The 26,729-nt window shown below is 65.8% G+C and carries 21 protein-coding genes; 4 read left to right on the forward strand and 17 right to left on the reverse strand.

The window, feature by feature from the left end; genetic code table 11:
- Positions 1 to 251 precede the first annotated feature (251 nt).
- From K289_RS0105095 to K289_RS0105105, 3 genes are read left to right on the forward strand one after another with little or no spacing between them, the layout of a single operon-like run.
- A complete protein-coding gene (locus tag K289_RS0105095) occupies positions 252 to 932 on the forward strand; it encodes a response regulator transcription factor (protein WP_035683899.1) in 681 nt (226 codons plus the stop codon).
- On the forward strand, positions 916 to 2,376 hold the full coding sequence (locus K289_RS0105100; RefSeq protein WP_027550506.1) for an ATP-binding protein: 1,461 nt from the start codon (positions 916 to 918) through the stop codon (positions 2,374 to 2,376). The genes K289_RS0105095 and K289_RS0105100 overlap by 17 nt, the downstream gene beginning before the upstream one ends.
- Entirely contained in the window at positions 2,373 to 5,339 is a 2,967-nt protein-coding gene (locus K289_RS0105105; RefSeq protein ID WP_027550507.1) for a bifunctional [glutamine synthetase] adenylyltransferase/[glutamine synthetase]-adenylyl-L-tyrosine phosphorylase, read from the forward strand. The genes K289_RS0105100 and K289_RS0105105 overlap by 4 nt, the downstream gene beginning before the upstream one ends.
- Here the strand turns inward: K289_RS0105105 and K289_RS0105110 are convergent.
- The 5 genes from K289_RS0105110 to K289_RS0105130 are packed head-to-tail and all read right to left on the reverse strand — an operon-like array spanning position 5,314 to position 11,281.
- Entirely contained in the window at positions 5,314 to 5,547 is a 234-nt protein-coding gene (locus tag K289_RS0105110) for a formate dehydrogenase subunit delta (protein ID WP_027550508.1), read from the reverse strand. The two genes, K289_RS0105105 and K289_RS0105110, sit on opposite strands and share 26 nt — an antisense overlap.
- Complete coding sequence (gene fdhD, locus K289_RS0105115; protein WP_027550509.1) at positions 5,537 to 6,364, reverse strand: formate dehydrogenase accessory sulfurtransferase FdhD; 828 nt, start codon at positions 6,362 to 6,364, stop codon at positions 5,537 to 5,539. Before fdhD ends, K289_RS0105110 begins: the two co-directional genes overlap by 11 nt.
- A 3-nt stretch (positions 6,365 to 6,367) precedes the next feature.
- On the reverse strand, positions 6,368 to 9,241 hold the full coding sequence (fdhF, locus tag K289_RS0105120) for a formate dehydrogenase subunit alpha (protein WP_027550510.1): 2,874 nt from the start codon (positions 9,239 to 9,241) through the stop codon (positions 6,368 to 6,370).
- 10 nt (positions 9,242 to 9,251) lie between these two features.
- A complete protein-coding gene (locus K289_RS0105125) occupies positions 9,252 to 10,808 on the reverse strand; it encodes an NADH-quinone oxidoreductase subunit NuoF (RefSeq protein WP_027550511.1) in 1,557 nt (518 codons plus the stop codon).
- A complete protein-coding gene (locus K289_RS0105130; protein WP_027550512.1) occupies positions 10,805 to 11,281 on the reverse strand; it encodes a formate dehydrogenase subunit gamma in 477 nt (158 codons plus the stop codon). Before K289_RS0105130 ends, K289_RS0105125 begins: the two co-directional genes overlap by 4 nt.
- A 235-nt stretch (positions 11,282 to 11,516) precedes the next feature.
- Here K289_RS0105130 and K289_RS0105135 point away from each other — a divergent pair, with 235 nt between their 5' ends.
- Entirely contained in the window at positions 11,517 to 12,410 is an 894-nt protein-coding gene (locus K289_RS0105135) for a LysR family transcriptional regulator (protein ID WP_027550513.1), read from the forward strand.
- A 7-nt stretch (positions 12,411 to 12,417) separates the two neighbouring features.
- On the opposite strand, the gene K289_RS0105140 is transcribed toward K289_RS0105135, so the two are convergent.
- The 12 genes from K289_RS0105140 to oxlT all read right to left on the reverse strand — a co-directional run bounded on the left by K289_RS0105140 (position 12,418) and on the right by oxlT (position 26,539).
- A complete protein-coding gene (locus K289_RS0105140) occupies positions 12,418 to 14,745 on the reverse strand; it encodes a PAS domain-containing sensor histidine kinase (protein ID WP_027550514.1) in 2,328 nt (775 codons plus the stop codon).
- Positions 14,746 to 14,971: 226 nt separating this feature from the next.
- On the reverse strand, positions 14,972 to 16,345 hold the full coding sequence (locus K289_RS0105145; protein WP_027550515.1) for a cation-efflux pump: 1,374 nt from the start codon (positions 16,343 to 16,345) through the stop codon (positions 14,972 to 14,974).
- A 250-nt stretch (positions 16,346 to 16,595) separates the two neighbouring features.
- Entirely contained in the window at positions 16,596 to 17,564 is a 969-nt protein-coding gene (locus K289_RS0105150; protein WP_027550516.1) for a zinc-binding dehydrogenase, read from the reverse strand.
- A 103-nt stretch (positions 17,565 to 17,667) separates the two neighbouring features.
- Complete coding sequence (locus tag K289_RS0105155) at positions 17,668 to 18,660, reverse strand: nitronate monooxygenase family protein (RefSeq protein WP_027550517.1); 993 nt, start codon at positions 18,658 to 18,660, stop codon at positions 17,668 to 17,670.
- Between the two features lie 351 nt (positions 18,661 to 19,011).
- On the reverse strand, positions 19,012 to 19,605 hold the full coding sequence (locus K289_RS0105160) for a hypothetical protein (protein ID WP_371260786.1): 594 nt from the start codon (positions 19,603 to 19,605) through the stop codon (positions 19,012 to 19,014).
- 116 nt (positions 19,606 to 19,721) lie between these two features.
- Positions 19,722 to 19,925, reverse strand: coding sequence for a hypothetical protein (locus tag K289_RS0105165; RefSeq protein ID WP_035683840.1), 204 nt, complete (start codon positions 19,923 to 19,925; stop codon positions 19,722 to 19,724).
- Between the two features lie 167 nt (positions 19,926 to 20,092).
- Positions 20,093 to 20,806: a hypothetical protein gene (locus K289_RS0105170; protein WP_051310490.1), complete on the reverse strand. Its 714-nt coding sequence runs from the start codon at positions 20,804 to 20,806 to the stop codon at positions 20,093 to 20,095.
- A gap of 98 nt (positions 20,807 to 20,904) precedes the next feature.
- Complete coding sequence (locus K289_RS0105175) at positions 20,905 to 22,311, reverse strand: hypothetical protein (RefSeq protein WP_027550521.1); 1,407 nt, start codon at positions 22,309 to 22,311, stop codon at positions 20,905 to 20,907.
- A gap of 375 nt (positions 22,312 to 22,686) precedes the next feature.
- Complete coding sequence (locus K289_RS0105180; RefSeq protein WP_035683843.1) at positions 22,687 to 23,472, reverse strand: fumarylacetoacetate hydrolase family protein; 786 nt, start codon at positions 23,470 to 23,472, stop codon at positions 22,687 to 22,689.
- A complete protein-coding gene (locus K289_RS0105185) occupies positions 23,472 to 24,491 on the reverse strand; it encodes a 2-dehydropantoate 2-reductase (protein WP_027550523.1) in 1,020 nt (339 codons plus the stop codon). Before K289_RS0105185 ends, K289_RS0105180 begins: the two co-directional genes overlap by 1 nt.
- A gap of 110 nt (positions 24,492 to 24,601) precedes the next feature.
- Entirely contained in the window at positions 24,602 to 25,027 is a 426-nt protein-coding gene (locus K289_RS0105190) for a CBS domain-containing protein (RefSeq protein WP_027550524.1), read from the reverse strand.
- 189 nt (positions 25,028 to 25,216) lie between these two features.
- Entirely contained in the window at positions 25,217 to 26,539 is a 1,323-nt protein-coding gene (gene oxlT / locus K289_RS0105195; protein WP_027550525.1) for an oxalate/formate MFS antiporter, read from the reverse strand.
- Between the last annotated feature and the right edge of the window lie 190 nt (positions 26,540 to 26,729).

Below are 26,729 nucleotides of genomic sequence, written 5' to 3' on the forward strand. Positions count from 1 at the left end.
GAAGGGTGTCGCCGGCATCAGTCGCCCCCGCCGTCGGCGCCCTTCCGGGGAGCAGCGCAATGCTTGCTCCCCCTATCTACCTTCCGGTGGAATACGCCCCCCTCCGTCGGAAGGGCCTAGGGCGGTGAGGTCCCCCAGCTTCACCGCCCCCCTTTTTCTCGACCCAAGTCTGTTTCGCTCGGCTTGCATGCGAGTGCCGCTCGCGCCATGTTCATAAAGGGTTGACCTCCTTGACCGCCGCCGATCGCACGATGCGCCTCCTCATCATTGAAGACGACCGCGAATCCGCCGACTACCTCGTGAAGGCGTTTCGCGAAGTGGGCCACATTGCCGACCACGCCGGTGACGGCGAGGAAGGCCTATCCATGGCCGAGAACGGCGATTACGACGTGCTGGTGGTCGACCGCATGCTGCCCAAGCGCGACGGCCTGTCGCTGATCGGCGCGCTGCGTGAAAAGAGCGACCCGACGCCCGTGCTGATTCTCTCCGCGCTCGGGCAGGTCGATGACCGCATCAAGGGTCTGCGCGCCGGTGGCGACGACTATCTGCCGAAGCCCTATTCCTTCGCCGAGCTGCTGGCGCGCGTCGAGGTGCTGTCGCGCCGCCGCGGCGGTCCGGCCGAGGACACGGTCTATCGCGTCGGCGATCTCGAGCTCGACCGGCTTTCGCATCGCGTGGCCCGCGGCAAGGACGAGCTCACACTCCAGCCGCGCGAATTCCGCCTGCTCGAATATCTGATGAAGCATGCCGGCCAGGTGGTGACGCGCACCATGCTGCTGGAGAACGTCTGGGACTATCATTTCGATCCGCAGACCAACGTGATCGACGTGCACATCTCGCGGCTGCGCTCCAAGATCGACAAGGGGTTCGATCGGCCGCTGCTGCACACGATCCGCGGCGCGGGGTACATGATCCGTGACGGCATTCGGTAAACTCGTCCGCACCACGGCATTCCGGCTGACGCTGGTCTATCTGCTGCTGTTCGCGCTGTTCGCGGCCTCGCTGCTGGCCTATTTCGCCTGGAATACGCGGCGGCTGATCACCGAGGAAATCACGCAGACGGTGAACGCCGAAACCTCGGAGATCAACGAGATCTATGGCCGCCGCGGCCTGCGCGGCCTCGTGCTCGCGATCGAGTACCGCGCGCTACGGCCGGGCGCAAACCTCTATCTCGTCACCACGCCGACCGGGCAGGCGATTGCCGGCAATGTCGGCTCGCTGGCGCCCGGTGTGATGGCGACACCCGGCTGGTCCGAGACGGCCTATCGGCGGATCGAGGATGCGGACGACCGCGATCATCGCGCGCTGGTGCGTGTCACCGAACTGGAGAACGGATTCCGCCTCCTGATCGGCCGCGATCTCGACGAGCGGCGGCGGCTGTTCGGCATCGTGGCCAAGGCGGCACAATGGTCGATCCTGATCGTCGTCGTGCTGGGCCTTGGCGGCGGCATCTTCGTCGCAAGACGCGTGTTGAGGCGCATCGACGCGATGACCGGCACCGCCCAGCGCATCATGACCGGCGATCTCAGCGAACGGCTGCCGGTGGGCCGCAGCGGTGATGAGCTCGATCGGCTCGCGGAGAACCTCAACGCCATGCTGGAGCGCATCGAAGCGCTCATGGCGGGCCTCAAGGAGGTCTCCGACAACATCGCCCATGACCTCAAAACCCCGCTGACACGCCTGCGCAACCGCGCCGAGGAGGCGCTGGCGAAGTCGGGCTGCGAGGCCGACTACCGCGCGGCGCTGGAGCGGACCATCGAGGAATCCGACGGCTTGATCCGCACCTTCAACGCCCTCCTGATGATCGCGCGTGCCGAGTCCGGCCAGGCGCGCGGCAACATGGACGACTTCGATGCCGCCGAGGTCGCCAATGGCATCCATGAGCTCTACGAGCCGCTTGCCGAAGATGACGGCATGGCCTTGAAGGTCAAGGCGGAGGCAGCGCCCATTCACGGCAACCGCGAACTGATCAGCCAGGCGCTCGCCAATCTGGTCGAGAATGCGATCAAATACGGCAAGCCGGCAGCCCAGGCTGCGGGAACCGTGGTCAGCATGGACAGCCGGCAGATCACCATCGAGGCCAGGCGCGAGGACGATCACGTTCTGCTCAGCGTCACCGATCGCGGCCCCGGCATCCCCGAGGCCGACCGCAAGCATGTCGTGGAACGGTTCGTCAGGCTGGAAGCGAGCCGCACCTTGCCGGGCTCCGGGCTCGGCCTCAGCCTGGCATCGGCGGTAGCGACATTGCATGGCGGTGAACTGCGGCTGGGTGATGCTCAGCCCGGCCTCGTCGCCACGCTGGTTCTGCCGGCCCGCGCTGGCGCCGGCGACAGGGTTGCTCCCCCAATGCAGGATGTGCCACAGAAGGTGGCATGAACCTCTCCGCGCCGGGAAACGCGGACAAGAATGGTGAGAGGCTGGCCGCACGCTTCGCGGAAGCCCCCCATATTGCCGCTTCCGCAACCGACGAACGCCTCGCGAATTGGCTGGCCGAGCTCGAGCCGGCACAATCGGCCAGTATCGAGGCACAGCTCGCCCGTCCGTTCGCGAAGGACATTCTGGCCGGCATCGCCGAATTCTCGCCCTATCTGTTCGACCTCGTTCGCGCCGATCCGGCACGCCTGATCCGGCTCCTGCAATGCGATCCCGACGCGCATTTGGCCGCGCTGATCGAGGGGGCGAGGGGCGCGGTGTTTGCTGCGGCCGACGAAGCGGAGGTCATGCGCGTGCTTCGCCGCATGAAGGCGGAGACGGCGCTCCTGACCGCGCTGTGCGACATCGGCGGGGTCTGGCCGGTGATGCGGGTGACGGCGGCGCTGACCGACGTCGCCGTCTCATCGGTGCAGGCGGCGCTCCAGTTCATGCTGCGACAGGAAGCCGCACGCGGCAAGCTTTCGCCGTCCAATCCCGAGGCGCCGGAAGAGGGCTGCGGCCTGATCGTGCTCGCGATGGGCAAGATGGGTGCCGGCGAGCTCAACTATTCCAGCGACATCGATCTCATCGTGTTCTTCGATCCCGAGGCCACGACACTGGCACCCGACATCGAGCCGCAGCCGTTCTTCGTCCGGGTGACGCAGGGGATGGCGCGCATTCTGCAGCAGCGTACCTACGACGGTTACGTCTTCCGCGTCGACCTGCGCCTGCGCCCCGATCCGTCCTCGACGCAAGTGGCGATCTCGCGCGACGCCGCACTGAACTATTACGAGCGGGAGGGGCGGACCTGGGAACGCGCCGCCATGATCAAGGCGCGCGCCTGCGCCGGCGATTCGAGGGCAGGCGAGGCGCTGCTGGCTGAAATCGCGCCGTTCGTCTGGCGCAAGCATCTCGACTTCGCCGCGCTTGCCGACGTCCACGACATGAAGCGGCAGATGCAGACCTATCGCGGCCAGAGCGAGATCGCGGTCGAAGGCCATAACGTGAAGGTCGGCCGCGGCGGCATCCGCGAGATCGAGTTCTTTGCGCAAACCCAGCAATTGATCGCCGGCGGCCGCCATCCGGAATTGCGGGTGCGGCCGACGCTCGCGGCGCTCGACGTGCTCGCCTCCAGCAACTGGATCACTCGCGAGGCGCGCGACGAGCTCACCACGGCGTATGAATTTCTGCGCCGGGTCGAGCACCGCCTCCAGATGATCGCCGACGAGCAGACCCATGCGCTTCCCGAGGACAAGGAGGCAGTCGAGCGCTTTGCCTGGTTCTTTGGCTATGAGAATCGCGCGGCCTTTGCCCGCGATCTCCTGCGTCAGCTCGAAATCGTGCAGGGGCACTATGAAAAGCTGTTCGAGGGCGACGATTCGAACGGCACGGCGAACCTGCCGGCCATCGACTATCGTGCCGGTCCCGAAGATTCGCGCCTGCTGCAGCACCTGACGGGGCTCGGCTTCAAGAAGCCTGCGGCGGTGGCGCAGACCGTGCGCGACTGGATCACCGGCGACTATCGCGTGTTCCGCAACGAACAGACGCGAAGCGCTTTCGTCGAGTTCGTGCCGGCCCTGATCGACGGCCTTGCGCACGCCGAGGAGCCGGACCGCGCGGTCGCGGCCTTCGATCATTTCCTCCAGGCATTGCAGCGCGGCGGGCGGCTGATCACGCTGCTCAGTCAGAACCGTGACCTCGTCGCGCTCGTGGCCCTGGTGCTGGGCGCGGCGCCGCGGCTCGGCGAGATGCTGGCGCGGCAGCCGCAGCTCATGGATGGCCTGATCGATCCGCGCTTCTTCGGCGCCATGCCGGACAAGCAGGAATTGTCGGCTCGGCTCGCCGCGACGGTGCGGGACGCCGATTCCTACGAGGAGTTCCTCGATCGCCTCCGCCTGTTCGGGCAGGAGAGCCTGTTCCTGATCGGCACGCGCATTCTCTCTGGCACCGTCTCGGCGCAGCAGGCGAGCACCGCGTTCGCAGACGTTGCCGAGGGCATCGTCTACACCGTGCATGGCCTCGTCGCCGATCGCTTTGCCGCCCAGCACGGTCGGATCAAGGACCAGGAGACCGCGATCATCGCCATGGGCCGGCTCGGCGGCCGCGAGATGACGGCGTCTTCCGATCTCGATCTGATCCTGCTCTACGATTTCGACAGCGAAAATCCGGATTCCGACGGACCCAAATCGCTCCAGGGGGCGCATTATTTCGCGCGCTTCACCCAGCGCCTGATCAGCGCCTTTACGACGCGCACCAATTACGGCGTGCTCTACGAGATCGACATGCGGCTCCGTCCGTCAGGCCGTGCCGGCCCGGTTGCGTCAAGCATCGCGTCTTTCGCCGACTACCAGGCCAGTGAAGCCTGGACCTGGGAGCACATGGCCCTGACGCGCGCGCGCGTGGTGTCGGGATCGCCCGAGTTCCGCGAGCGGATCGAGCGCGTCATCCGCGAGGTCCTGACGCGGCGTCGCGAGGTGGCGATCATCGCCAGCGACGTCGCCGACATGCGTCGCGCGATCGCGCAGGAGAAGGGCGAGACCGACTATTGGGACCTCAAATATGCCGCCGGCGGCATGGTCGATATCGACTTCATCGCGCAATATCTCCAGCTCGTGCACGCCCACGCCAAGCCGGAGATTCTCGATGTCAGCACGATGCAGGTGCTGGACAATGCGGCGAAGCTCGGCCTGCTCGCGCAATCGGAGGCCGAGATCCTGCGCGCCGCAGCGCGGCTCTATCACGATCTGACGCAAATCCTGCGGCTCTGCGTCAGCGACCGCTTCAAGCCGGAAACGGCGGGTGTCGATCTTCAGCGCGTGATGGCGCGGGCCGGCGATGCGCCGGATTTCTCATCGCTGGAGGCGCGCGTGAAGGAGACGCAAGGCGAGGTGCGGCGCGTGTTTACGGCGCTGTTGGAAGGGCAGTAGACTGCTTCAGCGAGGTGAGCGCCTCGCGCACGTTCGGCTCCAGTCCCGCGCCGCCCGCGTCCAGATGCGCGAAGATCGCGCGCTTCATCCGGGGATCCCAGAACTTCTTGATGTGTTCGGCGATGCCCGGCACGGCCTTGTCATGGCCCTGGCTCCGGAAGAACGTGCCGATCTGGTTGGCCATGTAGATCAAGCGGTCAGGCGACATCGGCAACCTCCGTGGCATGGCGGGGGACAACCCGGCTGCCATGCGTGAACACTTCGAACCCGTCCTGGCGGGCAATGGCAATGAGCGTGATGCCGGCGGCATCCGCGGTACGGACCGCGAGCGCGGTGGGTGCGGAGACAGCAACCATCACCGGAACGCCGATCGCGGCGGTCTTCTGCACCATCTCCACCGAAACGCGGCTCGTCAGCAGCACCATGCCGCCACCCGCATTCGTCCGGCTGCGCGCCAGCGCGCCGGCGAGCTTGTCGAGCGCGTTGTGGCGGCCGACGTCCTCGCGCAGGGCGACGATGCCGCCGGCAGGAGACCAGAACGCGGCGGCGTGAACGGCGCGGGTTTGCAGGTTGATCGATTGCAGCGGCGCGATGGCCTGCATCGCCGCCATGATCTGCTCGGGCGTGAAGCTCTGTCCCTCGGGCACCACAGCCGCAGGCCGCACCGCTTCCGCAATCGACTCGATGCCGCAGATGCCGCAGCCGGTCGGCCCCGCAATGTGCCGCCGGCGCTCGCTGATGCGCCCGGCATTCTCCGATGCCAGCCACATGCGCAGCTCGATCCCCTCGTCGAGGCGGACCACTTCGAGCGACTGGATATCGTCTACGGAGTTGACGATGCCTTCGCTCAGGCTGAAGCCGACGGCGAAGTCTTCCAGGTTCTGCGGCGTGCCCATCATGACGGCATAGGTGCCGCCATTGTAGGTTAGCGCCAGCGGGGTTTCCTCCGGGATCAGACGCGCCCCTTCGGAGGGCGCGCCGTCGCGCCAGATCTCGCGGTCGATGGCCTGGACCGGCACGTGCATGCGCTACTCCGCAGCCTCGGCCGGCGCGATGCGGCGGGAGTGCCGCGCCTGAGCATCATAGGCCTTCTGCCAGTCGGACGGCCCGTTCGACGGCGAGACCTGCACCGCCGTGACCTTGTATTCGGGGCAGTTGGTTGCCCAGTCCGAATAGTCGGTCGTGATCACGTTGGCCTGCGTGTCAGGGTGATGGAAGGTGGTGTAGACGACGCCGGGCGCGACGCGGTCGGTGATCTCCGCGCGCAGCGTGGTCTCGCCAGCCCGGCTCTTCAGCCGCACCCAGTCGCCGTCGCGCACGCCGCGCTGCTCGGCGTCGTGCGGATGGATTTCGAGCAGATCCTCGGCATGCCAGACCACGTTCTCGGTGCGCCGTGTCTGCGCGCCGACATTGTACTGGCTGAGGATGCGGCCCGTGGTCAGCAGCAGCGGATAGCGCGGGCCGGTGCGCTCGTCGGTCGCGACATATTCGGTGACGACGAACTTGCCCTTGCCGCGAACGAAGCCGTCGATATGCATCACCGGCGTGCCTTCCGGCGCCTTCTCGTTACAGGGCCACTGCACCGAGCCGAGCTCTTCGAGCTTGGCGTAGGAGACGCCCGCGAAGGTGGGCGTCAGCGCCGCAATCTCGTCCATGATCTCGGAGGGGTGATTGTAGTTCATCTCGAAGCCCATGGCCTTGGCAAGGCCGATGGTGACCTCCCAATCGGCCATGCCGTTCTTCGGCGTCACCACCTTGCGCACGCGCTGGATGCGGCGCTCGGCATTGGTGAAGGTGCCGTCCTTCTCGAGGAAGCTCGAGCCGGGCAGGAACACATGGGCGTAGTTCGCGGTCTCGTTCAGGAAGAGGTCGTGGACGATGACGCATTCCATCGCGGACAGCGCCGCCACCACGTGCGAGGTGTTCGGATCGGACTGCAGGATGTCCTCGCCCTGCACGTAAAGGCCCATGAACGTGCCTTCGACCGCGGCGTCGAACATGTTGGGGATGCGCAGGCCCGGCTCCGGGTTGAGCTTGACGTTCCACAGCGCCTCGAACTGTTCGCGCACGGCGTCGCCCGCGATGTGGCGATAGCCGGGCAGCTCGTGCGGGAACGAGCCCATGTCGCAGGAGCCCTGCACGTTGTTCTGGCCGCGCAGCGGGTTCACGCCGACGCCGGGACGGCCGATATTGCCCGTCGCCATCGCGAGGTTGGCGATCGCGATCACGGTGGTCGAACCCTGGCTGTGCTCGGTGACGCCGAGGCCGTAATAGATCGCGCCGTTGCCGCCGGTGGCGTAGATCCGCGCCGCTTCGCGCAGCGCCTTGGGATCGACGCCGGTCAGGATCGCAGTCGCTTCCGGGCTGTTGTTCGGCTGGGCGACGAACGCGGCCCATTCCTCGAACTCGCTCCAGTCGCAGCGCTCGCGGACGAAGGCCTCGTTGACGAGGCCCTCGGTGACGATGACATGCGCCAGCGCCGTCATCACCGCGACGTTGGTGCCGGGCATCAGCGGCAGGTGCAGCGCCTTTACGTGCGGCGATTCCACCATCTCGGTGCGGCGCGGATCGATCACGATCAGCTTCGCGCCCTGGCGCAGCCGCTTCTTCAGCCGCGAGGCGAAGACGGGGTGGGCGGAGGCCGGGTTGGCGCCGATGACGACGACCACGTCGGTGTCCTCGACCGAGTCGAAATCCTGCGTGCCGGCGGAGGTGCCGAAGGTGGTGGCGAGGCCATAGCCGGTCGGCGAGTGGCAGACGCGGGCGCAGGTGTCGACGTTGTTGTTGCCGAAGCCGGCGCGGATCAGCTTCTGCACCAGATAGGTTTCTTCATTGGTGCAGCGTGACGAGGTGATGCCGCCGATGGCGTCGCGGCCGTACTTCTTCTGGATGCCGCGCATCCTGGTGGCGGCAAACGAGAACGCTTCGTCCCACGACACCTCGCGCCAGGGATCCTCGATCCGCTCGCGGATCATCGGCTTGAGGATGCGTTCCTTGTGGTTGGTGTAGCCCCAGGCGAAGCGGCCCTTGACGCAGGAATGGCCGCGATTGGCCTTGCCGTCCTTGTACGGCACCATGCGCACGACCTCTTCGCCACGCATCTCCGCCTTGAAGGCGCAGCCGACGCCGCAATAGGCGCAGGTGGTGACGACCGAATGCTCGGGCTGGCCGATCTCGATCACGGACTTCTCCGTCAGCGTCGCGGTCGGGCAGGCCTGCACGCAGGCACCGCAGGACACGCATTCGGAGCCCAGAAAACTCTCGCTCATGCCGGGCGAGACGCGGCTGTCGAAGCCGCGGCCCGAGATGGTCAGCGCAAAGGTGCCTTGCACTTCCTCGCAGGCGCGCACGCAGCGCGAGCAGACGATGCATTTTGAGGGATCGTAGGTGAAGTACGGGTTGGACTCGTCCTTCGGCATCCAAGCGGGGTTCGCGTCGCCGTTGGACTTGGCGAAGACGTGGTTCTCGCCCTCGTAGCCATAACGCACGTCGCGCAAGCCGACGGCGCCGGCCATGTCCTGCAATTCGCAGTCGCCATTCGCGCCGCAGGTGAGGCAGTCGAGCGGATGGTCGGAGATGTAGAGCTCCATCACGCCCTTGCGCAGCTTCTTCAGCCGCTCGGTCTGGGTATGCACGACGAGGCCTGGCATCACCGGCGTGGTGCAGGAGGCCGGCGTGCCGGCGCGTCCCTCGATCTCGACCAGGCACAGGCGGCAGGAGCCGAAGGCGTCGACCATGTCGGTCGCGCAGAGTTTGGGGATCTGATGGCCGGCGTCCATCGCGGCGCGCATGATCGAGGTGCCCTCGGGCACCGTGACCTGATTGCCGTCGATGGTCAGCGTGACCATGGTTTCCGATTTCGAGCGCGGCGTGCCGAAGTCGATTTCTTCGATCAGAGACATTGTCGTTCTCCTATTCCGCGGCCTGAAGCGTGGTCGGCGCCGGGACGAAGTCCTCCCGGAAATGCTTCAATGCGCTGAGCACGGGGTAGGGCGTGAAGCCGCCGAGTGCGCAGAGCGAGCCGAATTTCATGGTGTTGCAGAGGTCTTCGACGAGCGCGAGGTTTTCCGTGACGCGCTCGCCGCGCATGATCTTCTCGATGGTCTCGATTCCGCGGGTCGAGCCGATCCGGCACGGCGTGCACTTGCCGCAGGACTCGACGGCGCAGAATTCCATCGCGAAACGCGCCTGCTTGCGCATGTCGACGCTGTCATCGAACACGACGATGCCGCCATGGCCGATCAGCCCGGCGCGCGCCGCGAAGGCTTCGTAGTCGAACGGAGTGTCGAACAGCGCGCGCGGGAAATAGGCGCCGAGCGGGCCGCCGACCTGCACCGCGCGAACGGGACGGCCCGAGTACGTGCCGCCGCCGATGTCGTCGACGAGCTCGCCGAGCGTCACGCCGAACGCGGTCTCGAACAGCCCGCCATAGCGGATGTTGCCGGCAAGCTGGATCGGCATCGTGCCGCGCGAGCGGCCCATGCCGAAATCCGCATAGACCTTGGCGCCTTCGGCGAGAATGAAGGGGACAGCGGCGAACGACAGCACGTTGTTGATCACCGTCGGCTTGCCGAACAGGCCGTGATGCGCCGGCAGCGGCGGCTTTGCGCGCACGATGCCGCGGCGGCCTTCGAGGCTCTCCAGCAGCGAGGTCTCTTCGCCGCAGACATAGGCGCCGGCGCCGACCCGCACCTCGAGATCGAAGCTCTGCGTCGAGCCGCCGATATTGGCGCCGAGATAGCCGCCGCGCCTGGCCGCAATGATGGCCGCGTTCATGGCCTCGACCGCATGCGGATATTCGCTGCGGATGTAGATGTAGCCCTTGGTCGCGCCGACGGTGATGCCGGCGATCGTCATGCCTTCGATGACCAGGAAGGGATCGCCTTCCATGATCATGCGGTCGGCGAAGGTGCCGCTGTCGCCTTCGTCGGCATTGCAGACGATGAATTTGCGATCGGCCTTCGCTTGCGCGACCGTCTTCCATTTGATGCCGGTCGGGAAGCCCGCGCCGCCACGGCCGCGCAGGCCGGACGCGGTGACTTCGGTGAGGATCGCATCCGCGCCGAGCGACAGCGCGCGCTCCAGGCCCTTGTAGCCGCCATGGGCGCGATAGTCGTCGAGCGAGTGCGGGTCGATCACGCCGCAGCGGGCGAAGGTGAGGCGGGTCTGGCGCTTCAGCCACGGGATCTCGTCGGTCGCGCCGAGCCGCAGCAGATGCGGCGTGTTGCTGGCGAGTGCGTCGAGCAGGGAGGGCACATCGGCATCGGTGACCGGCCCGAAGGCGATGCGACCCTGCGGCGTCGCGACCTCGACCAGCGGCTCCAGCCAGTACAGCCCGCGCGAGCCGGTCCGGACGATCTCGACAGCAAGGCCGCGCTTCGCCGCGGCCTGCTCCAGCGCTAGCGCGACCTCGTCGGCGCCGACGGCAACCGCACCTGCATCGCGCGAGACGAAAATCCGCATCTTCATCGCTGCGCCTCCGCAACCAGCGCGTCGAGACGCTTTTCATCGAGCCGGCCGATGAGGCGGCCGTCGAGCATCGCGGATGGCGCGGTCGCGCACAGCCCGAGGCAGTAGATCGGTTCAAGCGTGACGCGGTCGTCGGCCGTGGTGTTGCCGAGCGATACGCCAAGCTTCGTCTCGGCGCGTGCAGCCAGCGCATCGCCGCCCGCGGCCTGGCACGCTTCCGCGCGGCAGAGCTTCAGCACGTGACGGCCGGCCGGCTTGTGGCGGAAATCATGATAGAACGTGAAGACGCCATGCACCTCGGCGCGCGACAGGTTGAGCGCCTGCGCCACCATCGGAATGGCGGCCTCCGGCACGTAGCCGAACGCCTCCTGGAGGGCATGGAGGATGACCAGCGTCGCGCCCTCCTGCTGAGCGTGTTCGGCGATGATCTCGGCGCCGCGCGTTTCATCCCAAGGTTCGTAAACCGCTGTCATTCTTCATTCTCAATTCGGTGTCCGACAGCCCATGAGTATTTGGAATCATTTGAAAATCAATAAAGCCGTCTCATGCTGCGATCGGGAATTCGGATCGATTGACGAGCGTAATCGGTCGATACGGAATGGTAATGAAACTTGTATTGGCTGCCGGTTTTTGCGTGTTGGTGCAGGCCGGGCGTGCTAGCTTGCATGCCACGCGCAAACCCAAAGGGACGGACAAGGGGACGGACGCTTGATCGACAAGCTTGAACTGCTGCTGGCACTGGCCAAGGAGCGGCATTTCGGACGGGCCGCGGAGGCTTGCGGCGTCACCCAGCCGACCATGTCGACCGGGCTGAAGCAGCTCGAGGAGATTCTGGGCGTGATGCTGGTCCAGCGCGGCTCCCGCTTTCAGGGCTTCACGCCTGAAGGCGAGCGCGCACTGGACTGGGCGCGGCGGATCGTGGGCGATGCGCGCGCGATGCGCCAGGAGATCAACTCGCTGAAGGACAAGCTCTCGGGCGAGATACGGATCGCAGCGATCCCGACCGTGCTCGGCATGGTCGCCTCGCTGACGACGCCGTTCCGCGCGCGGCATCCCGACGTGCGCTTCCGCATCCAGTCCACCACGTCGTCCGAAGTGCTGGGGCTGCTGGAAAATCTCGAGGTCGATGCGGGGCTGACCTACATCGAGAACGAGCCGATCGGCAAGGTGCGCACCATTCCGCTCTACAACGAGAGCTATCGCCTCCTGACCGCGCCGGATGCGATGTTCGGCGACCGCGAGACCGTGACATGGACAGAGGTCGGACAGGTGCCGCTCTGCCTCTTGACGCCCGACATGCAGAACCGCCGCATCATCGACCGCGCGCTGCGCTCGGTCGGCGCGGAGGCGACGCCGACGCTGACCTCGAACTCGCTGCTCGTGCTGTTCACCCACGTCAAGACCGGGCGCTGGGCGAGCGTGATGCCGGCCAAGCTTGCCGAGACGCTCGGCCTGTCCGACACCGTCCGCTCGATCCCGATCGTCGACCCCGATGTCAATTACAGCATCGGCATGGTGATCCCGCAGCGCGACCCGATGACGCCGCTGATCGCAGCGCTGGTCAATGTCGCGCGCGAGGTGGCGCCGGGACTGCAGGTTTAGAGCGGTTTCACGCCGCCGCCGAAATCCGGGCGGCGATCTTGGCATCGCGCGGCAGGGTGACGCGCACGACGGTGCCGACATCGATCTTCGAGCGCAGACGCATCGAGCCGCCGTGGAGCTGCGCGAGCGAGCGGGCGATCGCAAGCCCGAGTCCCGAGCCGTGATAGGTCTTGGTGAGCTGGCTCTCCACCTGCTCGAACGGGCGTCCAAGCCGGGCCAGCGAGTGCGGCGCGATCCCGATGCCGGTATCGGCGATCATGAGCACGATCCTGTCCTCGAGCTGGCGGCTGCGTACCACGATGCGCCCGCCATCAGGCGTGAACTTCACGGCGTTGGACAATAAATTGACGATGATCTGCTTGGTGGCGCGGCGGTCGGCGACGACCGAGATCGACTTCGCGATGTCGGCATCGAGCGTCAGCTGCTTGTCCTGCGCGCGGCCCGAGACCACTCGCAGCGATTCCGCGAGTGCCCGCGACAGGTCGAGCTCCTCCATGTCGAGCTTCATGCGGCCGGCCTCGATCTTGGACATGTCGAGGATGTCGTTGATGACCTCGAGCAGATAATGGCCGCTGGTCAGGATGTCCTGGCAGTATTCCTGATACTTCTCCGAGCCCAGCTCGCCGAACATGCCGCTGCCCATGATCTCGGAGAATCCGATGATCGCGTTGAGGGGCGTGCGCAGCTCGTGGCTCATATTGGCGAGGAATTTCGACTTGGTCTGGTTGGCTTCCTCGGCGCGGGTCTTCTCGCGCTGATATTTCTCGGCGAGGTCGGCGAGCTCGACCGCCTGGCGCTCCAGCGCCGCCTGGGAGCGCTTGAGGTCGATGACGGTGGCGCGCAGGCGCAGGTCGTTGTCGACGAGCTTTTGCTCGTGCTCCTTGATGCGGGTGATGTCGGTGCCGACCGAGACGTAGCCGCCGTCCTTGGTGCGGCGCTCGCTGATGTGCAGCCAGCTGCCGTCGTCGAGCTGCGCCTCGAAAGTGCGTGCGCCCGGGCCCTGGCTTGCGGTCTCGTTGTGGCGGGTGCGCACTTCCGGCATGCGGCCGACCTCGAGCACGGTCTCGTAGGACGTGCCGGGGATGACGGCGCTGTCGGGCAGCTTGTGCAGGCGCTGGAAGTGCGAGTTGCAGAGCACGAGGCGGTCGCTCGCGTCCCACAGCACGAAGGCTTCCGGGATGGTCTCGATCGCGTCGCGCAGGCGCAGGTCGGCTTCGACGGTCTTCTCGGCGAGGCTCTTCTGCTCGGTGATGTCGACGGCGATGCCGATCAGATGCACGCTGGAGTCGGTCGCCCCGCGCACCTTTTCGCAGCGGACGCGCAGCCAGATCCAGTGGCCATCGACATGCTGCATGCGGAAGGTCTGGTCGATGTGGTCGATCTTTTCCGAGATGAGCTGGTCGGCGATCGCGAACAGGTCGATGTCGTCGGACTTCACCAGCGCGTTGACCTCGCCGAAGGTGAGGAGCTCGTTGCGGCCGTCGAGGCCGAGCATCGAAAACATCGACTGCGACCAGAAGATTCGGCCGCGCGACAGGTCCCAGTCCCACAGGCCGCAGCGGCCGCGGTTGAGCGCGGTGTCGATCCGGCCGCGAACCGCGTCGTTGATCAGGTCGCCTTCGCGGGCGCGGGTCGATTGCCAGTGGAAGGCGAAGCCGAGGATCAGGACGACGAAGCCGGTGGTCGCCGACAGTGTCACCGAGAGCGCCGCGTCCGAGCCCCAGATCGGCTCGTTGCGCTCCTGGATCACGGTGACGAGGCCCGGCAGCGACCGGATCGGGCGCGAGGTCACCATCGCCGCGTTGCCGTTCGGCAGCGTCATGTCGGAGACGTTGGTGTCGCGCGGTGGCGTCGCCACCAGCTGCGCCGTGGTGATCGCATCGAGCAGGCGGTCGTTGCCGGCCGGATCGGTGTCGACCGGAATGCGGGCGAGGATGCGGCGGTCGACGCCGGCCGAGGTAACGATGACGTGGCGGCCCGAGGCCGTGCCCCACGACGGGATCAGATCGGGCAGCGTCGTCGGCAGGTTCTCGATGTTCTTCAGCCGCTCCATGCGGACGGAGGTGAGGCGGTCGATGCGCTCGGCGAGCAGGTCAGCGAGCGCGGAGATGTCGCGGCGCATCACCAGCCGCTTCTGGCGAGTCTGGTCGACGACCTGCACGAACGCGCCGAGGCAGATAGTGATGAGGAAGGCGATGATGAGAGTAGGCACGGCGCGGCGCAGCGCCGGCTCGGCGATCAGCAGCCGGTGGTAGGCAGGTTTCGCGATCGATTGCGCCAATCCCTTGATCGAATCGGATTGAGCGCACGCGTTCGCGGCGTCAGCACGCGCCATGCCTTAGGCCCCCAGGAGATATTGCTGCACCACAATTCGGAATGAAGCCCCCGCTCGCTTCCGAATCACAGCGATTTGAATCCAGTTTTCGCGGCCTGTCGAGAGTCAACGAATCGTTAACGCGAAATAATTCTTATCCAATGGAGAGTTGGCGCGTCGCGCGTACGCAAACTGAGCTGCGCGGCGAGTCCGAAACGAGAACGTGTGACTCTTCGTACGCTCTGCTTCACGCGCGCGGCGGCTCGGCGTGACTGATCACGCGCTTCACGCTCGGGAAGGCGCGACGTAGCGCACGCTCGATCGCGTCGACCTGCTCGTGCACCTTGATCACGCTCATCGAGGGCACCGCGCGGCAGTGGAAGTTGACGACCTCGCCGGCATCGGTGTTGCGGACGCGGACATTGTGGATGTCATGGATCTCGCCGTCGCGCGCGTAGCCCGCGAGCGCGGCTGCGATGGTCTGCACCCGTTCCGGCGGTGCGTCGACGCCGAACGGCAGTTCCGGCTCCAGCGGCTCGATATGGACGTCGACCTCGACGTCCTCGCCGAATTCCTCCTTGATGTTGCGCTCCAGCGTGTTGGCGACATCATGGGCGGCCACGAGCTGCATCTCGCCATCGACCTCGAGGTCGATGCCGACGATCAGCTTGGCGCCGAGGTCGTGCACCGTGACGTGGTGGACGGCGAGGCCCGAATTGCGCGCGATCACCATGATGCGGTCGCGCACGGTCTCGTTGTTGCGGGCGACGGGGACGGCGGTGAAGGTGAGGTCGGCATCGCCGAACGCCTTGCCGACGGCGGCCTGGGCGTTGCGCTTGATGTCCTCGACGCGGTCGATCGGATAGGTCCGCGGCACCTTGGCGATGGCGTCAATGAACGTGGTGGCCCCGACCATGCGCACTCGCAGCCGCTCGACGTCGATCACGCCGGGGACACTTCGGATCGCGGCCGTGGCCTTCTCTTGCGCGCCCTCGGGCGCGCGGTCGACCAGCGTCTGCACCGTCGAGCCAGCCATGCGCAGGCCGAGCCCCGCGATCATCACGGCCACGGCGGCCGCGGCCGCGGCGTCGCCCCACCAGAAGCCGAGGCCGGCGAGGATCAGGCCGACGATGACGGCGATTGAGCCCATGACGTCGGAGGCGAAATGCAGCGCGTCGGCGGCGAGCGCCTGGCTCCGCGTCTCGCGCGCGGCCCGGTGCAGTGCCCGGGCACGCCAGAGATTGACGACGATGTCGATCACGAGCACGACGAAGGGCACGGCCGAAATCGTCGGCGGCGGGGTTCCCTCGCGCAGGCGGCTATAGGCCTCGACCAGGATGCCGCCGGCCAGCACGTAGAGCAGGGCGGTGACTCCGAGCGCGGAGATGCTCTCGAGCTTGCCGTGGCCGTAATGATGCTCGTCGTCCGCCGGCTTGTCGGACACCCGCACCACCGCCCAGGTGATGATGGTCGCGACCAGGTCGATCGAGGAGTGCAGGGCTTCGGAGATCAGCGCGAGCGAGCCGATCGCAAAGCCGACCACGAACTTGGCCGCCGCCATGCCGCCGCTGGCGAAGATCGAGATCGCAGCGACCGATGTCTTGCTGTGCTGGGAGGTCATGGCGGGGGATTTAGCAGGCCGCAGCCGAACATCAAGCCGCAGTCCACAACTCTAGTCGCAAGTGAGTTGCAGGAGCGGATATGCTGCCAACTGTTCCGAATTGAATGAGCTCGTAGGGTGGGCCAAGGCGCCGTAGCGCCGCGCCCACCAACAGACGTCTCTCAATCAACCGCTTATGGTGGGCACGCTTCGCTTTGCCCACCCTACAAGACCGCCGATCTGTGGATCGTCCCGGACTGACGGTCACGCCTCACAGCGTCACGACAATCTTCCCGAGATGCTTGTTGGCCTCCATGTGCTCGAACGCCTTGTCGATGTCGTCGAACGAAAACACCTTGTCGATGGGCAATTGCAGCTTCCGCGCTTCCACCGCACTCCAGATGTCCTTGCGAACCTCCTCAAAAATCTCGCGGATCTCCTCGATGGTGCGGGTGCGGAAGGTGACGCCGATGTAGTTGATGCGGCGGGCGGCGTGCAGGTCGAAGTTGAAGTCGGCATGGGTGCCGCCGAGCCGGCCGACATTGACGATGCGGCCCTTGACCCTCGTCGCGGCGAGGTTCTGGCTCGCGACCTTGCCGGAGACCTGGTCGACGATCAGGTCGACGCCTTCGCCGTTCGTCGCCTTCAGCACCTGGTCGACCCAGCCGGGGTCGGAGGAGTCGATCGCGAGGTCGGCGCCGTAGTCGGTCAGCCGGCTGCGCCGGTGGGCGTCTGTCGACGAGCCGATCACGAGCTTTGCGCCCTTCAGCTTGGCGATCTGCATCGCCATCAGGCCGACGCCCGAGCTTGCGCCCTGGATCAGCACGGCTTGTCCCGCTTGCACGCCGCCGACCGTGACGACGGCGTTGTGCATGGTCGCCAGCGCGACGGGGAGGGTGGCGGCTTCCTCGAAGTTCATGTTGGAGGGCGCGCGGAACAGGCGGCCGTGATCCGCCAGCGTGTATTCGGCGAACGCTGCGGCGCCCGAGCCCATGATGCGGTCGCCGACCTTGACGCCCTTTGCATCCGGCCCGAGCGCGGCGACCTCGCCCGCCCATTCCATCCCGAGCACGGTGCCGACGCCGCCGGCTGCGCCGTGGGCGTGGCCCTTGCGCATGCCGGTGTCGGCGCGGTTCAGGGCGCAGGCGCGGACTTTGACCAGCACTTGCGTGCCTTTAGGTGTTGGTTGAGCAACGTCGGAAATCCTAGCTCCATCAGGACCGTAGACGTAAGCCTTCATGTGTGGCCTCGCGCGCGTTACGAACTTGTTCAAGCAAAGAGTGATGTCGCTTTACCTCTCCGGCGGGGAGAGGGAGAAAGCTCCGGGATCGTTGCAGGGCTTACTACGCTGCTTCACGTTGCTTGCTAACGATCATGCCTTCCAGCCTGTTCCTGATGATGGCTTCGGCTTCGCGCACGATACGGGAGACGAGCTCGGCGCAGGTCGGGATGTCCTGGATCAGCCCCTGCACCTGGCCGGCCGACCAGATGCCCTCGTCGGAATTGCCGGTCGCATAGACCATCTTGCCGCGGGCACCTGCGACGAGCTCGCGGATGTCCTCGAACTTGGCGCCTTCCTTTTCCATGGCGACCACCTTGGTCGAGACCGCGTTCTTGGCGACGCGCGAAGTGTTGCGCATGGTCCGGAAGATCAGCTCGGTCTCGCGCTCGTCATTGGCGACGATCTTCTCCTTGATGAGCTGGTGGATCGGGCTTTCCCGGGTCGCCATGAAGCGGGTACCCATGTTGATGCCGTCGGCGCCGAGCGCCAGCGCCGCGACGAGGCCGCGGGCGTCGGCGAAGCCGCCGGAGGCGATCATCGGGATCTTGATCTTGTTGGCGGCGGCCGGGATCAGGATCAGGCCTGGCGTGTCGTCCTCGCCGGGGTGTCCGGCGCACTCGAACCCGTCGATCGAGATGGCGTCGACGCCCATGCGCTCGGCCGAGAGGGCATGGCGGACGCTGGTGCATTTGTGCACGACCTTGACGCCATGCTTCCTGAATTCGTCGACATGCTCCTGCGGCTTGTTCCCGGCGGTCTCGACCACCTTGATCCCGCTCTCGATGATGGCGGCGCGGTATTCGGCGTAGGGCGGCGGTTTGATCGCGGGCAGGATGGTGAGGTTGACGCCAAACGGCTTGTCGGTGAGGTCGCGGCAGCGCGCGATTTCCTTGGTCAGGTCCTCCGGCGTCGGCTGGGTCAGCGCGGTGATGAAGCCGAGCGCGCCGGCGTTCGCGACGGCGGCGACCAGCTCCGCGCGCCCGACCCATTGCATGCCGCCCTGGACAATCGGGTGCTGGACGCCGACGAGTTTCGTGAACCGGGTCTGCAACATGGTCTGTTTCCCCCGCCTGTGCGTTTCGCAGGCTCTGTTATCGCTGATGTCCGCGGCAGGATGCCGCCCGGGTCGGCAAAAGTCTATTGCGGCGCGGGCAGGGCGATCATGCAGGGGGACAGGGGTGATTCCGTGGGTCGGATAATTTGGGGCTGTGCGGTGTTCGGTGATGGGATGCGTGTGACGTGCGCTAGCGTTTCCCCGTTCTCAGTCGCTGCGTCGACGTCGTCATTGCGAGCGCAGCGAAGCAATCCAGGCTGCCACCGCGGAGAGATTCTGGATTGCTTCGCTACGCACGCAATGACGAGTGTGGGTGCGGGTGTTGCCCCGGGCGGCGTAGGCGTCCGAAAGCTACTGCTCAGGCGAAAGTCGTACCATCTGCCGGCCGCCGTTCATTTCCTTGAGGCGGTTGACGAAGGATTCCGGGCGCTGCCAGCGATACGGGACCTTCAGTCCCATGAACTCGGCGATGTCGCCGATGAAGCCGGTGCAGTTGGTCGTCTCGGCATTCCAGACCGGTGAGTTTGCCTGCAACTGTTTGATATAGGCGAAGACGCGCTTGGCGTCGGCCTCGTTGAGATAGACGCGGTAGTTCGCGGTCAGATATTCCGGATCGAGATCGCCGTAGCTCGCGCCGGTTTCGGACGGCACCCAGGTCAGATGCCCGATCACGTAGGCGAGCGTGTCACCGGCCGGCGTGAGGCCCGCGACCTCGACGGCGCGCTCGCTGGTTTTGCCGTACCAGACGAAGGCGTGGCCCCAGCTCGCCGCAGTACGGGCGCGGAAGTCGACGTAGTAGGGGCCTTTCTCCGCTCGCGCGACAGGCCGTCTCGTCGATTGCGGCGCGGGTCGTGATCCGCCGTCGTTCGAGACAAGCGCATTCGCATCGGCGATGCGCTTGCTCGCTTCGTGGGCCGAAGCCGATGGCGTCGTGCACGAGATCATGGCCGCAAGGGCGAACCCCGCGACCAGGCAGGATCCCGATTGATAAGATCTGTTCGTCACGTTCAGCCCCTTCGACGTCGGCCGTTCACTCAGATTGAGCGTTGGAATGCGGCGCGTCAGTAGCGCGAGACGACCGGGCCGGGCGCCTTGCCGATCGGGGCCTTGCCAATCGGGCTCTTGCCAATCGGCATCTTGCCGATCGGAGCCGGTCCTGCCGGATAGACGGGCACGGGCTGCCGGCGCGGCAGATCCGCGGCGCTCGCGGCCGTCACCAGGGCAAGCGTTGCGCCCACGACAAATACAATCTTCTTCACAGTCATTCCCCTGAAGGTTAGTCCAAACACAGCAGTGCCGTGCCCCCAGACCCACCTCACAGATGGGCGTCGGAATGCGTCCACAGTGCGGCGCCTGCGGGACAAGTTGGCGGCATATGTCGGGCGTGCGGGAAGTGTGTGATATTTGCCGCCATTGCACCACCGCGCCGCAGCTAGCGGTCGGCAGTCAGGCGGAAATGCATCTCGATCTTCGCGGGCGATGGCTCGCTCGCAATGCGCCAGGGTGAAAAGCCGGGCGTTGGATCCGGATCGGAAGGAAGATCGATCGGCCAGGTTTGCGTTGGAGTGCCCGGGAGCGTCAGGCTGACGACCCGGTGGCGCGTCTTGTACATCAACGACACCGTGGCGATGATCGCTGCACGGTCGCCATCATGCGCGCGCCAGTTCGCGGGCAACATGGCGGTCGCATATCCCCGCGCTTCCTCGACCTCGATCTGCACGTCCTCCCTGTTGTCCGGCAAGGTCATGCCAGCGGGAAGCCGGAACTGCAGCTCGAGCGTCATGAAGCCGTGCGTGAGATCGGGCGAGCGGATGAATTCGTACCAGCCCCACCAGGCGAGACTTGCTGCGATGAGCAGAACCGTGACGGCAAAGGGAATGGACGGGCGCGTCTTGGGGTGAGGCGCAGCGTCGGGGGCCTCCGCAGCGGGGGGCGCAGCGTTTCGGATGAGGCCGAAGCGCATGAACAGCCAGATGCCGGCGACAAGGCCGACCACGCCGCCGACCGGGCCGATGTTGAAGAAGGCGCCCATGGCGATGCCGCCATCGCGGTCCGGCCCCGCCAGCATGACCACCAGCGCTGCAAGCGCGGACCAGCCGGCGAGCATCCCGAGGAGGGCGGAAAGGAATCCGAGGATGAAGCGCATGGGTGGGGAAACGAGATCAGCCAGGTTGCTCTATGTGCGTACGTTGGTCGTCCGCTTATCGATCCCGGTTCGAGCTTGAGGCGTGCGAGAACCTCGCCTCATCCGATCCGGTTCAGGCTGTTCCTGATCGTCGCGAAGATGCCGCCGATGTCCTTGCGCAGGCCATCGAGTGCGTTGAAGTTGTCGAAGATGCGGGCGAGCCGGTCCTCGACCTCGCGCTTGCTCTGAGAGAGCGCCTCCACGCGCGATGCGAGCGGCACGCCGCCGTTCGCCTCGATCTCGCCGATCGTCTTGGCGAGGAGGTCGTGGGTGGCGCCGACATCGGCGATCATGGCCTCGATACCGAAGACGGGAGCGTTCAGCGGGACGAGGTCGGCCTGCGACTTCGTCAACTCGGCCTTGAAGACGTTCAGCGTCGCCAAGGTCTCCTGCAACGCGCCGAGGCGCTGACGCGACCTGATGACGAAGTCGTTCAGCGCGTTCTGACGTTCGGCGAGGTTCTTGCCGTCAGAATCGGTTTCGACCTCCGCCAGCGAGCGTTCGAGCTGAGCCCGGCGCTGGCCGAGCTCCTCGAAATCGAGCCGGATCGCCTTGAGGATGTTGAAGCTGTCGTCGATGCGGGCAATGCGCTGCTCGACCTCGAGCTTGTTCTTCGAGAGCGTTTCGACGCGCGCGCTGAGCGGGGCCTCGCCGCCGGTCTCGAGCTCGTCGATGGTCTTGGCGAGGCTGTCGTAGCTGAGGCTCAGCTCGCTGATCAGCGCGTTGATGCCGGCCTCGGGCGCGCGCAGCGGCGCGAGCTCAGCATGGGATTTCGCCAGGCCCTCCTTGAATTGGTTTAAGCTCGCAAACGTGTCCTGGACCGCGTTCACCCGCGACAGAAGCTTTGATACGTCGCGCTCGATGTCCTTCAGTCGGTCGGCGAGGTTGTTCTTGCGGTCGTCAGTCTCGAGATCGAGCAGGGCTCGTTCGAGCTGGTTCTGGCGGTCGCGGATCTCGGTGAAGACCGGCTCGACGGCACGCCGCTGGTCGGCGACCTTGCCGACCATCTCGCGCAGCCCCTGCTGGCGGCGGCGGATTTCGGCGAGCTGGTCGTGCATGTCGGCGGATTCGTTGCGGGCCTGCTGGAGCTGGGCCCGCTGCTCGGTCTCTCCCAACTTGCCGTGCAGCGCGGAAACCGCCTCCCTTGGATCGCTCTCGATCAGGTGCTGGACGGTGGCGTCGAGGTGGTTCTGGAGCGCGTGGGCGGCGACGACGTCCTCGCGCGTCTTCTTGAGGCGGTCGCGCAGCGTCTGGAGACGCCGGTCCTGGCGCGAAATCCGGAAAGCCGATGTGCCGATCAGCGCCAGCGCCCCGGCGAGGATCGCGCCAGTCGTGATGCGCTGCGGTATGGGAAGGCCCGCGAACATGGCCGGCAGGTGGACGACGTCGTAACCGAGCGCCTGCTGGGCGAAGACCGCGATAACGGCCAACAGGGTGAACCAGGCAAGCAGGAAAAACAGCCACATCGAGAATTCCTCACGCGGCGCCACTAACGCTGTAGTTGCTATTGGAGAGCGGAACCGAGATCAAGGGGCGCGCGGCTTGCGGGATGTTTCCGGCAGGCGCGATCCACAGTCGGCCGAGAGCGACCGATCGGTGCACCGCCCTTGGAGATTGCCGGGTTTGCCTGAATTGTTCGGCGCCCGTCATCAAGTCTCAGTCGTCATTCCGGGGCGGCGCGCAGCGCCGAGCCCGGAATCCATAGCCACAGACAGAGGTTGCGGAGCGAGATCGGCGCCGCGCGATGTCTGCCCCAATCCGCGGTCGTGGTTATGGATTCCGGGCTCGCGACTTCGTCGCGCCCCGGAATGACGGGAAGGGGATGGCGCGCAAGAAATACGCTACAGCCGAAACTCGTTCGTCAGCTCGCCGATGCCGTCGATGGCGACGGTCACCGTATTGACCTGCTCCTTCATCACGCCGACGCCGACGGAGGTGCCGACGGCGATGAGGTCGCCAGGGAGCAGGGTCATGTCGTGCGAGATCTTGCTGACCAGCTCCTGCGCGCTGAAGATCATGTCGGAGATCGGATAATTCTGCCGCTCCGCACCATTGAGGATGGTGCGCACCACGAGCTTTGCTGGATCGAGGCCGGTCGCGATCACCGGACCGAACGGGCCGTAATCGTCGATGCCCTTGGCCCGCGCCCATTGGGCGAAGGTGGGGGCGCTCGTCAGGATGTCGTTGGCGGTGATGTCGTTGACGCAGGTATAGCCGAAGATGAAGCTATCTGCCTCGGCCGGAGAGACGCGGGCGCAGGTCTTGCCGATGACGATGCCGAGCTCGCCCTCATAGGTCGTCTTGCCGTCGTAATAGGAGGGACGGCGGATCACCGCGCCGGGCGCGGCGATGCTGGTCGTGGCCTTCAAGAGATAGAGCGGCTCCGGCGGCTCGGGTTGGTTGAGCTTGGCCGCGAGCGCGTGAAAGTTATTCCAGAGCGCGACGATCTTGCTGGGCGCGCAAGGCGCGAGCAGTTCGACCTCGGACAGCGACAGCGTCCTGCCGCTGGCTGCGTTGCGGCCGAACATCTCGCCGTCATGGACGCTGATGCCTGACGGCGTCAGCGTACCGAAGGAGGTTGCCCCGCCATGGCGGAAGCGCAGCCATTTGGTCATCTCGTCAGCCATCACGCCACCGCGAGTGCGCGCGGATCGGCCGGCACCGAGACGCCGTCATAGAGGCCGGCGATGCGGGCGCGTTGGGTGACCATCGCCAGCACCGAGTCGAGCGCGGGCGTGGCGATGCCGGTCAGGCGGCCCATCTCCTGGACCACGGTGACGAGCGGATCGATCTCCATCGGGCGGCCGCGCTCGAGGTCCTGCAGCATCGAGGTCTTGTGCGCGCCGACCTTGCGGGCGCCCTCGATGCGGCGCTCGACGTCGACGCGGAATTTGACGCCAAAGGTCTCGGCGATGGTCTGCGCCTCCAGCATGATCGCGCGCGACAGCGCGCGGGTTGCCGGGTCGGTGCAGATCACGTCGAGGGTTGCGTGGGTGAGGGCGCTGATCGGATTGAAGCAGACATTGCCCCAAAGCTTCAGCCAGATCTCGTCCCGGATGTTGTCGAGCACCGGCGCCTTCATGCCGGCCTCGACGAAGAGGTCGGCGAGACGCTGCACGTCGGAGGTGATCTCGCCGGAGGGTTCGCCGAGCGGAAAATTGTTGCCGTAGACGTGGCGGATCACGCCGGGTGCCTCGATCTCGGTTGCGGGATAGACGATGCAGCCGATGGCGCGCTCGGGCCCGAGCTCGCGCCACTGCCGCCCGCCGGCGTCGATGCTCTCCAGCGTCGAGTTCTCGTAACTCCCGCCGTGCTTGTAGAAGTACCAATAGGGGATGCCGTTGACCGCGGTGATGATGCGGGTGTGCGATCCAAGCAGCGGCTGCATCTTCTCGATCACGCCGGTGATCGAATGCGCCTTCAGCGTGATGATGACGTAGTCCTGCACGCCGAGCTCAGCGGCGTTGTCGGTGCAGCGCGGATGGACGACGTGCTCCTCTCCGCCGGCGAGCAGCCTCAGGCCGCGCTCGCGCATCGCGGCGAGATGAGCGCCGCGCGCGACCAGGCTGACATCGGCGCCTGCGCGCGCGAGCTGAACACCGAGATATCCGCCGATCGCGCCGGCGCCGTAGATGCAGATCTTCATGAAATCCTCGCGGGGGAGCAGGAACGGGTTTTTTGGGCACGACAAGGCCCGGTCCGGCTCGGACAGGTCCGAGCCGGGGCCGGAAGTCGCAGGGGAATGGTGCGGCTGCCTTAAGCCGCTTGCGGCGTGGAGCTGGTGGCTTCGTCGACGGCGGCCGCGATGTCGCGCATGCTGACGACCGCGATCAGGCTGTACTCGTCGATCACCGGCAGGTGGCGGATGTGATGCCGGTTCATCAGGTGACGGATGTGCTCGATCGTGTCGGTCGACGTGCAGGAGACGAGTTGCTGCACCGATACGAGCTGCGAGACCTTGATGTTGATGGCATTGGCGCCGTGCTCGGCGACGGCACGCACCACGTCGCGCTCGGTGAACATGCCGACCGCGGTGTTGCCCTCGGAGCGGACGACGTCCTTGACCACCAGCGCGCTGATGTTGTTGGCGCGCATCAGCTTGGCGGCGATACCCACCGTTTCGTTCATTCGCACCGTGACAACGCGCGACGTCTTCTTGCGCAGAATATCTCCGACCAACATTGCGACCTCCCTGGGTGAACGTCTGGGTGAAATTCTGGTATACATTATGCCAATCGTCAAGCGCTGGATTTGGCTGATCCGAAAAATCTTGCGGCAGCGATACTGACGTTTCTCGCGGCCGATGCAGGCCAAAAAGAAAAGGGACGCAATGCTGCGCCCCTTTCCGACCGATCACAAGAGGTGTGGCCGCTACGCCGTCTCGGTCTTGGCGTTGCCGGTTGCAGTGCTCGCACTCTCGGCCTCCTTGCCGAGGATGAAGGAGCGACGCAGCGGCTTGATTACGAACAGCGCCATCAGAGCGGCCGTAGCGTTCAGCGCCACCGCGACCACGAACACGGCCTTCCAGCCGTAGGTCGCCGAGATCACGCTTGCGAGCGGCACCAGCAGCGAGGCGGTACCCTTGGCGGTGTAGAGCATGCCATTGTTGGTGGTTGCGAACTTCGAGCCGAAGGTGTCGCCGCAGGTTGCGGGGAATAGCGAGTAGATTTCTCCGAACACGCCGAAGTAAACAGCGGTCGCCAGCACGAACACCACCGGGATGTGACCGTAGGCCGATAACGTCAGCAGCATCAGCGCCGCGGTGCCGAAGGCGATGAACATGGTGTGCTCGCGGCCGATCGTGTCGGAGACAAAGCCGAAGAACGGGCGTCCGAAGCCGTCGAAGATGCGGTCGAGCGAGATCGCGAACGTCAGCGCCGCCATCTGGAAGCCGGCGAGCGTCACCGGCGTGTTGGCGATCTTGAAATCGTGCGCGATCGGGGCGATCTGGGCCGCGGTCATCAGGCCGCCGGAGGCGACCATGACGAAGACGAGATACATCACCCAGAAAATAGGGGCGCGCAGCACCTGCGGCGGGGTGAAGTCGATCTTGGTCTGCGGCAGGTTGAGCTGCTTCTTCTTCGGCGGGATCGAAATCCGCGGCGGCTGGATGAAGAAGGCGAGCACGAAGACGATCAGGCCCTGACCGATGCCGAAGGTGAAGAACGCGTTCTGATAGCCGCTGGATACGATCATGCTCGCGATCGGCACCACGGTGAGCGCGGCGCCGGCGCCGAAGCCCGCGGCGGTCGCGCCGGCGGCAAGGCCGCGGCGGTCGGGAAACCATTTCAGTGCGTTGCCGACGCAGGTGCCGTACACCGCGCCCGCGCCCATACCGCCGACGACCGCGGCCGCGTAGAGCATGGTGAGCGAGTCAGCGTAGGAATTGAGAACCCAGGAGAGCGCGATCATCACGCCGCCGAACATGATGACGATGCGCGGGCCGTATTTGTCGACGAACCACGCCTCGATCGGCACGAGCCAGGTCTCGGTGACGACGAAGATGGTGAAGGCGAGCTGGATCGCCGCCCGTCCCCAATGGTGGACCGCGTCGATCGGATCGACGAACAGCGTCCAGCCATATTGCAGGTTGGCGATCATCGCCATGCAGACGATGCCCATGACGAGCTGGAGCCAACGGAAACCGGTACGAAGGGGCGCAGCAGTGACGGCGCCCTCGGTGCTGGAAATCATCAACAACCTCCCAAAAGCGCCTGTCTGGTGGCGACGCAGGCTGCCAAGATGACCTGATGTCGCAAATATTGTGGCTTATCGTCGCAAGCGCGGCGCGCAGCTTGGTATACCATATCCCAGAATGCAAGCCCTATTCTGCGCCCGCCTGCAAAGAAAGTGCGCGGTTCCCTTCGGATTTGTGGAATCGGAT

Source organism: Bradyrhizobium sp. Cp5.3 (genome assembly GCF_000426265.1).
Lineage (GTDB): Bacteria > Pseudomonadota > Alphaproteobacteria > Rhizobiales > Xanthobacteraceae > Bradyrhizobium > Bradyrhizobium neotropicale.